At 71.4% G+C, this 11,663-nt stretch carries 11 protein-coding genes; 4 read left to right on the top strand and 7 right to left on the bottom strand.

Going from position 1 to position 11,663, the window contains the following annotated elements; genetic code table 11:
* Positions 1-16: 16 nt before the first annotated feature.
* Together DFJ67_RS37760 and DFJ67_RS37765 are read right to left on the bottom strand one after the other, a co-directional pair.
* A complete protein-coding gene (locus DFJ67_RS37760) occupies positions 17-388 on the bottom strand; it encodes a YciI family protein (protein WP_116073869.1) in 372 nt (123 codons plus the stop codon).
* A gap of 29 nt (positions 389-417) precedes the next feature.
* Entirely contained in the window at positions 418-1,041 is a 624-nt protein-coding gene (locus DFJ67_RS37765) for a DUF998 domain-containing protein (protein WP_116073871.1), read from the bottom strand.
* Between the two features lie 143 nt (positions 1,042-1,184).
* Between DFJ67_RS37765 and DFJ67_RS37770 the strand changes: the two genes are divergently transcribed.
* The 4 genes from DFJ67_RS37770 (at position 1,185) to DFJ67_RS37785 (ending at position 4,389) form a co-directional block, all read left to right on the top strand.
* Positions 1,185-2,168 (top strand): LysR family transcriptional regulator, encoded by a 984-nt coding sequence (locus DFJ67_RS37770; RefSeq protein WP_116073873.1) that lies wholly within the window; start codon positions 1,185-1,187, stop codon positions 2,166-2,168.
* Between the two features lie 85 nt (positions 2,169-2,253).
* Positions 2,254-3,729, top strand: a complete 1,476-nt coding sequence (locus DFJ67_RS37775; protein ID WP_239097459.1) for a S1 family peptidase — start codon at positions 2,254-2,256, stop codon at positions 3,727-3,729.
* A 62-nt stretch (positions 3,730-3,791) separates the two neighbouring features.
* Positions 3,792-4,010, top strand: a complete 219-nt coding sequence (locus DFJ67_RS37780; protein WP_116073875.1) for a hypothetical protein — start codon at positions 3,792-3,794, stop codon at positions 4,008-4,010.
* 37 nt (positions 4,011-4,047) lie between these two features.
* Positions 4,048-4,389: a PIN domain-containing protein gene (locus tag DFJ67_RS37785; RefSeq protein ID WP_116077121.1), complete on the top strand. Its 342-nt coding sequence runs from the start codon at positions 4,048-4,050 to the stop codon at positions 4,387-4,389.
* On the opposite strand, the gene DFJ67_RS37790 is transcribed toward DFJ67_RS37785, so the two are convergent.
* The 5 genes from DFJ67_RS37790 to DFJ67_RS43505 are packed head-to-tail and all read right to left on the bottom strand — an operon-like array spanning position 4,386 to position 11,663.
* Complete coding sequence (locus DFJ67_RS37790; protein ID WP_116073877.1) at positions 4,386-6,728, bottom strand: beta-glucosidase family protein; 2,343 nt, start codon at positions 6,726-6,728, stop codon at positions 4,386-4,388. The two genes, DFJ67_RS37785 and DFJ67_RS37790, sit on opposite strands and share 4 nt — an antisense overlap.
* A 20-nt stretch (positions 6,729-6,748) precedes the next feature.
* Complete coding sequence (locus tag DFJ67_RS37795) at positions 6,749-7,750, bottom strand: BadF/BadG/BcrA/BcrD ATPase family protein (RefSeq protein ID WP_116073879.1); 1,002 nt, start codon at positions 7,748-7,750, stop codon at positions 6,749-6,751.
* Entirely contained in the window at positions 7,747-9,048 is a 1,302-nt protein-coding gene (locus DFJ67_RS37800; RefSeq protein ID WP_116073881.1) for a family 4 glycosyl hydrolase, read from the bottom strand. The genes DFJ67_RS37795 and DFJ67_RS37800 overlap by 4 nt, the downstream gene beginning before the upstream one ends.
* A gap of 15 nt (positions 9,049-9,063) precedes the next feature.
* On the bottom strand, positions 9,064-9,855 hold the full coding sequence (locus tag DFJ67_RS37805; protein ID WP_203784047.1) for a 6-phosphogluconolactonase: 792 nt from the start codon (positions 9,853-9,855) through the stop codon (positions 9,064-9,066).
* 38 nt (positions 9,856-9,893) lie between these two features.
* On the bottom strand, positions 9,894-11,663 hold the full coding sequence (locus tag DFJ67_RS43505) for an ABC transporter permease (RefSeq protein ID WP_211333984.1): 1,770 nt from the start codon (positions 11,661-11,663) through the stop codon (positions 9,894-9,896).

Raw genomic sequence — 11,663 nt, forward strand, 5'->3', positions numbered from 1 at the left:
CCTGCCACGTTCGCGATCACGCCTGGGGCGCGAAGTCCTCCGGGCCCATCACCTTGAGCACCTGCGACTCGCCTTCCCAGCCGGCCCACAGGTCGCGGTGCACCCGCATGAAGCGCGAGGTCCACTCGACGGCCTCCGCCTTGTCGCGCACGTCGTACACGGCGTAGCTGATCACCTCTTTGGCCTCGGCGAACGGGCCGTCGGTCACGGTCAGCTCGCCGCCGGACACCCCGACCAGGGCACCGAACGAGCTGGACGACAGGCCGGCCTGGTCGACCAGCGCGCCGGCGTTGGTGGCCTCCTCGCCGAGCTTCATGATCGCTTCCAGCAGCTCCGGCGGCGGCGGCGTGTTGGGACGGGTGGCGGTGAGCAGAGCGATGTAGCGCATGGGATTTCCTCCTGTTGGGTGAACCGGATTCAGATCGAGCGGTAGAGACGGACCGAGACGGCGGACAGCCACGCCGAGACCAGCACCACGGCGGCCGTGAACGCGATGATCCCCCACGAGGCGCCGGCGCTCGCGTTGAGCGCGAGGAACGTGCCGACCAGGATCACGCCGACCGCGCGGGTCAGCAGCGGGAAGCCGGTCCGGCTCGCGAGCAGGAAGCAGGCCACCGCCAGGGCGACGAAACCGACCCCACCCGCGGCCAGGTGGATCAGGCCGTGCCAGCTCACCGTGCCGCCCTCGCTGCCGGGCGGAAAGCCCGGGCCGGGGTCGGCCCGGAAGATGCCGGCGACGACCATGCCCAGCCCGTAGACGCCGAGCGGCACGCCGCCCCGACCGACCGCGCGCTGCACGCCCACGGCCGCGGCGATGACCATGAGACCGGAAACGATCAGGTTGGTGATCTGGATCCAGCGGAGGTCGCCGTTCTGGAGCAGGCTCCAGGCGTGCCGGCTGGGATCGAAGCCGTCGCGGGTGAACGCCTGGGCCAGCGCGACCGCGACGTAGAGCGGTCCGGCGATGACGCCGTACCCCAGCAGGCTCTTTGTCACCCGGTCGGCGGGTGCGCAGACGTTGGTGGCGGTCGTGGTGGTCATGTCGATCTCCTTCTCGGGCCCGTTCGGGTGCTCTCACCCCTAGCTCGAACGGGCCGCGCCGGATTCGACACATGGCCCTAGTTTTTCTGAAAGGACATATCAAGGTCTTCCGATGGATCCTTCCGGAGTCATACGGTCACGCTATGAACCTGGAGCTGCGGCACCTCAGGGTGGTTACCGCCATCGCGGAGACCGGCAGCGTGACCAAGGCCGCCTCCATGCTCGGCCTCGCCCAACCGGCACTTACCGCCCAACTCCAGCGGATCGAGCGCGCCCTCGGCGGCCCGCTGTTCGAGCGCGACCGGCGCGGCGCCCGGCCGACCGCGCTCGGCGAGTTGGTGCTCGACCGCGCCCGGGTGCTGCTCCCGGCGATGAAGGGCCTCCAGGACGAGGCGGCCCGGCTGGCCGGCGGCGACATGGCGATGAGCCGCTACCGGCTCGGCGGCGTCAACAGCCCGATCCTGGGCCGCCTCGTGCACCGGCTCACCGCCGACCAGCCGACCTCGCAGATCAGCACCTACGTGAGCTGGTCGGTCGACGAGCTGGCCCGGATGATCCTTTCCGGACGGTTGGACTTCGCGCTCTCCGGCGTCTGCGGCGACGCGGTGCCCAGCGCCGAGCTCGGGCTGGCCTGGCTCGCGATCGCGATCGACCCCGTGTGGGTGCTGCTGCCCGAGGGGCACGCCCAGGCCACCGCCGACGAGGTCGACCTCGCCGACCTGGCCGAAGAGCGCTGGGTGGCGGCGCCCGGCGACGGCTGCTTCGGCGACTGCTTCGCGGCCGCCTGCGCGCGCTCCGGATTCACCCCCCGCAAGATGTACGAGACCGACGTGCGCGGCAGCATCGACCTGGTCGAGGCCGGCGAGGCGATCGCCCTGTGCCAGGCCACCTTCCGCCCCGTGCCGGGGCTGGCCAGCCGGCCGATCAAGGGCTCGCCGCTGCGCTGGCGGCTGCTGCTGGGCTGGCACCCCGAGTCGCAGGCGGGCCAGTTCGCCGACCGGGTGATCAAACACGCGGCCCTCGGCTACGCCGACATCCTCGACCGCAACGCCCCCTACCGGTCGTGGCTGGCCACCCACCCGGGCTTCGGCGCGCAGGTCAACCCGGAGTTCGAGCCGGCGGTATGAGCCAGGTGGTATATACCGACATCGATTTTCCGTAGCTACGTTGACGGTGCTTTCCACGCTCCCTTACGCCCCCGAGGAGTGCACCGTGAACCGTCTTCTCGCCGGCCTCGCCGCAGCCACCCTGCTGCCGGCCGGCATCACCGTAGCCCTGGCCGCACCGGCCATGGCGAAACCGGCACCGGCACCCGCGCCGGCGCCCGCCGAGGCCGCCTCGCCGGCCATGCTCGCCGCGCTGCAGCGCGACCTCGGCCTCACCGCCGACCAGGCCCGGGTCCGGATCGCCAAGGACGACGCGGCCAGCCGCACCGAAGCCCGGCTGCGCAAGTCGCTCGGCGGCGCGTTCGGCGGCGCCTACCTCACCCCGTCCGGGACGTTCGTGGTCAACGTGACGTCGTCGGCCCGGGCCGGCGAGGTCACCGCGGCCGGCGCCACCGCGAAGGTGGTCGGCCGTAGTGAGGCGTCGCTCGACGCTCTCAAGACCAAGCTCGACCGGACCGGCGCGCCGGCTGCCAGCGTCGCCGGCTGGTATGTCGACGTCACCACCAACAAGGTCGTCGTGCTGGCGCGCGGCGGCACCGCGGCGGCGCAACGGCTCGTGCGCTCCAGTGGTGTCGACGCTGCCGCGGTCGCGATCGTCGCCTCGACCGAGGCGCCGCGCCCGCTCTACGACGTCCGCGGCGGCGACGCCTACTACATGGGCGGCGGGCGCTGCTCAGTCGGCCTGTCGGTCAACGGCGGCTTCGTCACCGCCGGCCACTGTGGCACGCCGGGCACCGCGGCACAGGGCTACAACCAGGTCGCCATGGGTACGTTCCAGGGCTCCTCGTTCCCCGGCAACGACTACGCGTGGGTGTCGGTCAACAGCAACTGGACCCCGCAGCCGTGGGTCAACAACTACAGCGGCGGCAACGTGACCGTGGCCGGCTCCACCGAAGCGGCCGTCGGCGCGGCGATCTGCCGCTCCGGTTCCACCACCGGCTGGCACTGCGGCACGGTCGGCGCCAAGAACCAGACGGTCAACTACTCGCAGGGTTCGGTCAGCGGCCTGACCCGCACCAACGTGTGTGCCGAGCCCGGCGACTCGGGCGGCGGCTGGATGAGCGGCCAGCAGGGCCAGGGCGTCACCTCCGGTGGGTCCGGCAACTGCAGCAGCGGCGGCACCACCTACTTCCAGCCGGTCAACGAGATCCTCTCGGCGTACGGCCTGACGCTGCGCACCTCCGGTGGTGGCGGCAACCCGCCGCCGACCGGGTGCACCGGCTACGAGTTCACCGTCAGCGGCTCGCTCTCCTCCGGCGGCGCCGTCTACCAGCCGAACGGCAGCTACTACTACTCGTCGCTGTCGGGCACGCACCGCGCCTGCCTGGACGGCCCGACCGGCACGGACTTCGACCTCTACCTCCAGAAGTGGAATGGCTCGGCCTGGGCGACGGTGGCCGAGGGCAGCACGGCGGCGGCCGACGAGACGGTCTCCTACAACGGCACGGCCGGCTACTACCGCTACCAGGTGCACGCCTACAGCGGCTCCGGCAGCTACTCGCTGGGCTACTCGAACCCGTAGTTCACCGCAACACCGCCCCGTCCGCCGCGATCATCCGCGGCGGGCGGGGTAGGTTGCGAATCATGAGCGACCACGAGAACGCGCGCCGCGCCGCCGCCGCGCACACCGAGGCGTCCCGCGAGATCGAAGCGTTCCTGCGCCGGGTGCCCGAGCTTCCGGAGCCGCAGCACATCATCGAGTTCGCCGCGCTGCTCGCCCGCGAGGAAGAGGTCCGCGCCGAGCGGCAGGACGCCCTGGACGCGTTCGGCCTGAGCACGCCCAGCATCGACGAGGAGCCCTGAGGTCGCGCCGCTGGTGGTGGTCGACGTCGCCAACGTGATGGGCTCCCGGCCCGACGGCTGGTGGCGCGACCGTGCGGCCGCGGCGACCCGCATCCGCGACGACCTGGCCGCCGCGGTCGCCGCCGGGCATCCGATCGGCGACCTTCCGCCGCCGGTCGAGGTGGTGCTCGTCGTCGAGGGCCGGGCCGGCGGGGTCGGCCCGGTGCCCGGGGTCGAGGTGGTCTCCGCCCCGGGCTCGGGAGACGACGCGATCGTCGACGTGGTCCGCGATCGCGGCCAGGACCGGCCGGTCGTGGTGGTCACCGCCGACCGCGAACTACGCGGCCGGGTGGCCGCCCTGGGCGCGACCGTGCACGGCCCCCGCTGGTTGCGGCCTTAGGCGCGGTAGCCCTGGGTGAAACGCGACGCGTCGAGCTTGAGCAGATCCTCGTCGGGGACTAGGGGCGCGAGGGCGGGATCGTCGGGCAGGTCGATGCTCGTGCTCACGCGGATGTCGCGCGACGACGCGCCCACCTCGATGACGAACTCGCCGCCTTCCCGGCGCCAGGCGCCGAACCGGCCGTCGCCACGGTCGGCCGCGACGTCCCAGTACGCGAAATCGCGACTGTCGAGATCGAAGCCGACCCGGGCGCTCTCGCCCGGTGCGAGCGCCACCTTCTCGAAGCCACGGAGCTCGCGGACGGGTCGGCGGACCGCGGCGTCAGGATCCCCGACGTAGAGCTGCACAACCTCGCGGCCGGCGACCGCACCGGTGTTGGTGACGGTGCACGAGACGCGGACGGCACCGGCGGCGGCATCGGCGATGTCGACGTCGAGGTCCGCGTAGGTGAAGGTCGTGTAGGACAGGCCGTGTCCGAACGGATAACGCACCGCGCGACGGAGCGCGTCATACCAGCGGTATCCGATGAACACCCCTTCGCCGTAGAGCACGGTGCCGCGTTCGCCGGTCCAGGTCACGTAACCGGGAGCGTCCTCGACCACCAGGGGGAACGTCTCGGCGACCTTTCCGGAGGGGTTGACGCGGCCCAACAGGACGTCGACGACGGCGCCGGCTCCGGCCTGCCCGGGCAGCCACGCCTCGACGATCGCGTCGACCCGGTCGTGCCACGGATCCATGGTCACGGCCGACCCGTTGGACAGCACCACGACGAGTGCGGCGCCGGTTCGTTCGCGAAGATCGGCCAGCTTCCCGATGAGCGCGACCTGATCGGTGGGGAGCGCGAGCGTCGTGCGGTCGTCGGCCTCCTGCTCGAACGCGAGCGGCAGGCCGGCGAACACGACGATGACGTCGGCGTCCGAAGCGGCGACGACGGCCTCGTCGATGAGCCGGCGGGCCTGCGCCGAGAGCGGCCCGGCGGCGACCACCTCGGCGGCGGCGGCCATCCGCAGCGCTTCGGCGAGTGCGGCCGACCGGCGCGCCGGTCCCCGGCCGTCGTCGACGAACGGCGCGTCGTGTGCGGCCAGATAGGCGCCGATGTCGTCCTGGTAGGCGTTCTTGGGCGCGTGGACGTATCCGGGCGCGTAGCCGAGCCGGTCGCCGAACTCGTCGTTCAGCAGGTCGAGTGCGTTGTCGACGCGCGTCGGGTCGACCCCCGACGAACCGCCGCCCTGGATCCGGGCGTGCGCGGCGAACGCGCCGATCACCGCGACGCGGCGGCCGGACTCGAGCGGCAGGGGGGCGGAACCGCCAGGGCCGGTCTCGTTGCGCAGCAGCGTCACCGCACCGGCGGCGGCTTCCCGCGCGAGCTCGTGGTGCTGGTCGGCGTGCAGGAGGGCGAGCTGCTCGCCGGACAGTCGATCCCCGGGCCGCACGCCCAGGTCCATGATCGGCCCGTTCACCCGGTCGGGGCCCGGGTAGGCGCGGGCGACCAGGCGCAGGACGCGGCGGGCCGCGGCGTCGACGACGCTCTCGTCGAGCTCACCGGACCGGACGGCGGCCACGACCTCCGCGTCGGTCACCCCGCCGGTGCCGGGCATCTCGAGGTCGAGCCCCGCCGCCAGCGCGCGTACGCGGTGGTGGACGGCGTTCCAGTCGGAGACGACGAGCCCGTCGTATTTCCAGTCGTCGCGCAGCACGTCGTTGAGCAGCCACCGGTTCTCGGATGCGTGCACACCGTGCAGGCGGTTGTAGGAGCACATCACCGTCCAGGGATCCGCGGTCGTCACGACGCGTTCGAACGCGGCGAGGTAGGTCTCGCGCAGCGTGCGCTCGTCGGCCTCGACCGAGATGCGGGTCCGCTCGATCTCCTGGTTGTTGGCGGCGAAGTGCTTGAGGGACGCTCCGACACCGACCGACTGCACGCCCTCGACATACGCGGCACCGAGCTCGCCGGACAGCAGCGCGTCCTCGGAGAAGTATTCGAAGTTGCGCCCGCACAACGGTGACCGCTTCATGTTGACGCCCGGGCCGAGCACGACCTGCACGCCCTGCGCCCGAGCCTCCTCCCCGATCGCCGCCGCCACCCGCCGGGTCAGGTCGCGATCCCAGGAGGCGCCCATCGCGGACGCGGTCGGGAAGCCCGTGGCGGGCACCCAGACCATGTCGATGCCGGTCTCCTTGCGCAGCCCGTGCGGGCCGTCGCCGACCTCGATCGCGGGGAGGCCGACACGGTCGATCGTCTCGGTGTACCAGTCATCGTGGCCCGAGAGCAGCGATGCCTTCTCCTCCAGGGTCAGGGTGGCGAGCACGGCGTCGACGTCGAACGGGGCAGTGGTCATCGGGTTTCCTTAGAGACAAATCAGGTGCTGAGGAAGTCGTGGGGGTGGGCGTCGCGTACGCGGGTGAGCAGGTCCGGGCCGATGACGGTGCCGCCTTCGGCCAGCGCGTCGAGCACGACTCCGCTCAGCGGTGAGGCGTCGGCGACCACCACGCGCGCGGCCGGCGCGATCCGGCCCAGCTCGGCGGTGAGCGCGGCGCGCATCGCCGGGTGCTCCGACGTGGCGACCGAACCGTTGAGCAGCACCGGCAGCTCGCCGGACGCCAGGTCGACGCCGACCCGGGTGGCGCACCACTGGGCATACCGCGCGAAGGCTGCCGCCTGGGTGTCGACGATGTCGCGAGCGACCGCGTCGCCCGCGTCGGCCGCGGCGAGCACGAGCCGGGCGGCCCGCCACAGGTCCGTCGCCGGTCGCGCGCCGAACCTGCGCGTGAACGCGTGGCGCAGCTCCCAGCCGTCGGCGACGCCGTACAACGTGCACAGCTCTTCGGTCAGGGCCGTTGCCGGGCCGATGCCCATCCAGGCCTGGCACACCGCTTTGAGGGCGGAATTGCCGAGTCCGCTGCCACCGAGGTGGTCGAACACGAAGAAGCCGGAGCATTCCTCGCGGCCGTCCTTCGCCCGGGCGGCGACGGCGGGACCGGTGCCGACGGCGATCGACACCGCGACGCCCGACCCGTCGAGCAGCCGCAGGGACGCGAACGCGTCGTTCTTGACGCTCCAGCGGCCCATGTCGCCGAGCCGTTCACGGACGTGGCCGTCCCAGAACTCGGCGTCCTCGGGGTAGTCGACGCCGGCGATCCGGAACGCCGCCGACGCGACGTCGCCGGGCGTGGTCCCGGCGTCGGCCAGGGCGGCGTCAACCGCGCCGAACACGGACGAGATCGCCTCGGGAACGCTCGCGGCGCCGTAGATGTCGCCGTTTCCGCCGCGGCCGCGCCCCAGGACGGTGCCCTCGGCGTCGGTGACGAGGGCGACCGTCTTGGAGTTTCCGGCGTCGACCGCCAGGTAGGCACGCTTCACTTGAGCAGCCGCTCCGGGAGGTAGGCGCGGTGGGCGTAGGCCATCTCGTCGTAGAGCTCCTCGGCGACCGCGAGCGTGGGCACCATCGGGTTCGCCGCGAGCGCGCGGATCCCGTCGGCCCGGTTGCCCTTCCACGCGGCCTCGGCGGCGAGGTACTGGAACTCGGCGAGCTGCTGCACGAGCCCGCGGACGGCGTGCGGGAGCGGCTTCTGGGGCAGCGGCCGGACGCCCTGCCCGTCGACCTCGCACCACACCTCGACGACGACGTCGTCGTCGAACCCCGGCAGCGCGCCGCCGACGTTCGGAAGGTTGACGGGCAACCGGGCGCTCTTGTCGTTGTAGTAGGCGCTCATCACGTCGATCGCGAGCTCGAGTTCGTGGATGCCGCCGCGGGAGCGGGCCGGGTCCAGCTCCGGGACGTCGACCGCCATCTGCTCCTCGTAGTGCTGCCAGTAGCCCGGCAGCGCGGCGAGCAGGTCTTCGGCGCGGGTCGTGCGGGCGCCCTGGAGCTCCCGCAGCACCTCCTCGCGGAAGTAGTAGTACTGGAAGTAGTCGGCCGGCACCGAGCGCATGGTCGTCGTCAGGCGCAGCATCCGCTTGGCGTGGACGCTGAGCGTCGGGTCGTCCTTGCGTGCCTCCCACGCCTGGTCGAGCAGGGGCATCAGGTCCTGGCCCTCGTAGGTGTGCTCGTAGGACCAGCAGTTGTGGTTGACGCCGGCCATCACGATGTCGGCCTTGTCGGGGTCGAGGCCGGCGGCGCGCAGCACGGTCTTCGGGAACACGATCGGGCCCTCGCACATCGACCAGATCGTGCGGTCGGTGAACCGCGTCACCGCCTGCGACACGATGTTCACCGGGTTGGTGTAGTTGAAGATCACCGCGTTCGGCGCGACCGCGTCGAGGTCGCGGATGATGTCCTCGTAGATGTGGATCGAGCGCAGCGACATGAAGAACCCGCCCGGTCCCTGCGTCTCCTGGCCGATGACGCCGTGCTTGAGCGGGATGCGCTCGTCGAGGGCCCGCGCGGCGAAGTCGCCCGGGCGAAAGCTCGCGAGGACGGCGTCGGCGTCGGTCAGCGCGGCCCGCCGGTCGGTGGTCGCGGAGATGGTGATGTCGAGGCCCTGCGCCTTAGCCAGCTTCCGGGCGATGGTCTCCACGGCTTGCAGACGCTCCGGGTTCACGTCCTGGATGACGATCTCCGAGCCGTCGAACTCCTTGCCGTGCGACAGGATGGACGCCATGGTCCCCGCGCCGCGCGACGATCCGCCGCCGATGTAGACGAGCTTGATGGCTGCCATGTGAATCAGTTCCTTTCAGCGACCGGCGGCGGCGCGGTCGGCGATGAGCGTGGGGTTCTTGCATTCGACGACCACGGTGGCCGGCCAGTCCGGTTCGTACGCCTCAGCGCCGGCGATGCGCGCGTACGCGGCACGCTTGTGCTCACCGCAGATGATCATGACCACCTCACGCGAGGTCGCGGCGATCGTGTCGACGCCGACGGTCACGCCGTGCGTGGGCACCATGTCGAGGCGCGTGAACTCCGGAAAGGTCGACATGTTGTCGCGCCTCGTCGCCTCACCGAGCGGCGTGACGTGCGTGCGTGCGTCGCGGGGTGTGCCGGGCTGGTTGAACGCGATGTGTCCGTCACCGGCGCCGCTGGCGAGCAGGAACAGGTCGATCCCGCCGGCCGCCTCGATGCGCGCGTCGTAGGCCGCCGGGTCGGCGGGATCGGGCGTCCAGATCTCGGTCGGCGCGACCGTGCCGGCCTGGGCACACGCCGCGGCGATCGGGCCGAGGATCCGCCGGTGCGCGAACCCGACGCACGAGTAGGACAGCTCCGGGTCGACGCGGTCGAAGGCACCGCCGGCGCCGGGCACGACGTATTCGTCCATCATCACGATGACCAGCCGCGACAGGTCCGCGCCGCGCGCGGCGTGGCGGGCCAGGGCCTGGTAGGTCGGCTTCGCGGTGCGGCCGCTGGGGCAGCCGAGCAGGAACTGGTCGCGATCGGTCGCGGCGATGCGATCGAGGATCGTCGCGGCGACGTCGTCGCCGACGGCGTCGGCGTCGGGCAGGACAGTGGGATGCAGAGACAAGGCTTTCACTGGTTCCTCTTGCGGGTGGGGCAAAGCTGCGGGCACGGTCACTCCTTGATCGCGCCCGCGAGCATTCCGGAGATGAACTTGCGCTGGAATGCGATGTAAAGGATGAGAACCGGGGCGGCGACGATGAGGCCGCCGGCGGCCATCAGGTTGATCTGGGTGACATACCTGCCCTGGAACACGCCCAGCGCCACGGTCGCCGTCTGGTTCGAACCGTGCAGGAACACCAGGGACAGGAAGTAGTCGTTCCAGGTCCACATGAAACTGAGCAGGATCAGCGTGTAGATGGCGGGCCTGGCCATCGGCGCGGCCATCGACCGGAGCATGCGCAACGCGCCGGCGCCGTCCAACTCGGCCGACTCGAACGCCGAGCGCGGCAGCGCGCGGAACGCGGCACGCATCCAGAAGACGCCGAACGGCACACCCATGCCGAGATGGATGAGGATGATGCCGGGCAACGTGTTGGTCAGGCCGAACGTACGGAACTGGTAATAGAGCGGCACGATGATCGCCTCGAGGGAAATCATCATGCCGAGCAGCACGATCGGGAAGAGCACCTTGTCGCCCACGACGCCCAGCACGCCGAACGCATACCCGCCGAGCAGGGCCAGCAGCACCTGCCCCGCCACCACGCACACGGCGATGATGATCGAGACCGTCATGGCCCGCGCGAAGTCGGCGTCGCGCCAGGCGGTGGCGAAGTTTCCCCACTGGAAGTCGCCCACCCCGACGGGCTTGCCGGACCGGTCGGGGCTGACGGCCGCGGCGACGAACGTGCCGACCGGCACGAGCACCAGGGCGGCCATGATCGTCAGCACGACGTAGTTGACGATGCGCTCAGTCTTCGAGACCACGGTCAGTCCCTCTCCGAGATGCGGGTGATGACGATCGCGATGACCAGGCACAGCAGCGCCATCACCACACCGATCGCCGCCGCGAGGCCGACCTGCGGGTTCTGGAACGCGGCCTTGTAGAGGGCCACCGCGGGGGTCAGGGTCGACGTTCCCGGACCGCCGTGCGTCGTGATCCAGACGAGGGTCGAACGTACGCAGGGCGGCGGTGATCGTCAGCGTCAGCGCGACGGCCAACTGCCCGCGCAGGCCCGGCAGCGTGACCGCGAAGAACTCACGGAACGGGCCGGCGCCGTCCATCCGCGCCGCCTCGTAGAGCTCCGGGGAGATGGCCGACGTGCCGGAGATGAACAGCACCATGCAGAAGCCGAAGGTCACCCACGTCCCGACCAGGCCGAGCGCCGGCAACGCCCAGGTGAAGTCGCCGAGCCAGGTCCGCGCGAGCGAGTCGAGCCCGACGGCGCGCAGCGCCTGGTTGAGCGGGCCGTCCGGACTGTAGATCCGCTTGAAGACGAGCGCGATGACCACGGTCGTCATCACCTGCGGCAGGAAGAAGATCCAGCGGTAGACGGCCATGCCCGGCTGCTTCGTCCGCGTGAGCAGCGCCGCGGACAGCAGGCCCAACACGATGGGCAGCAGCGCGAAGAAGCCGATGAGGACCAGCACGTGCCCGAAGGTCGAGCGCAGGACCGGATCGGTGAGGAACGACCGGTAGTTGTCGAACCCCGCCCAGGACGGCGCGCTGACCCCGTCCCACTTGTAGAAGGAGTACTGAACCGACTGCCCCAGCGGCACGAGCACGACGAGTGCGTAGATCGCCAGCGGGAGCGCGGCGAACGCGAGGCCGATCCACCGCCTCCGGCGCCGCAGGGAGCGGCGCCGGACGGCGGTGGCCGAGGCCGGGCGCGCGTCGCCCGTGGCAGCCGGTGGGCCGGTCACGGTGTCGACGGAGGCGGGCAT

It is taken from the genome of Asanoa ferruginea (assembly GCF_003387075.1).
Lineage (GTDB): Bacteria > Actinomycetota > Actinomycetes > Mycobacteriales > Micromonosporaceae > Asanoa > Asanoa ferruginea.

What these genes read in the sequence shown, in the direction of transcription:
- DFJ67_RS37760 (WP_116073869.1), bottom strand. Translation starts at nt 388, where the DNA reads ATGCGCTACATCGCTCTGCTCACCGCCACCCGTCCCAACACGCCGCCG.
- DFJ67_RS37765 (WP_116073871.1), bottom strand. Translation starts at nt 1,041, where the DNA reads ATGACCACCACGACCGCCACCAACGTCTGCGCACCCGCCGACCGGGTG.
- DFJ67_RS37770 (WP_116073873.1), top strand. Translation starts at nt 1,185, where the DNA reads ATGAACCTGGAGCTGCGGCACCTCAGGGTGGTTACCGCCATCGCGGAG.
- DFJ67_RS37780 (WP_116073875.1), top strand. Translation starts at nt 3,792, where the DNA reads ATGAGCGACCACGAGAACGCGCGCCGCGCCGCCGCCGCGCACACCGAG.
- DFJ67_RS37785 (WP_116077121.1), top strand. Translation starts at nt 4,048, where the DNA reads ATGGGCTCCCGGCCCGACGGCTGGTGGCGCGACCGTGCGGCCGCGGCG.
- DFJ67_RS37790 (WP_116073877.1), bottom strand. Translation starts at nt 6,728, where the DNA reads ATGACCACTGCCCCGTTCGACGTCGACGCCGTGCTCGCCACCCTGACC.
- DFJ67_RS37800 (WP_116073881.1), bottom strand. Translation starts at nt 9,048, where the DNA reads ATGGCAGCCATCAAGCTCGTCTACATCGGCGGCGGATCGTCGCGCGGC.
- DFJ67_RS43505 (WP_211333984.1), bottom strand. Translation starts at nt 11,663, where the DNA reads ATGCCCGCCTCCGTCGACACCGTGACCGGCCCACCGGCTGCCACGGGC.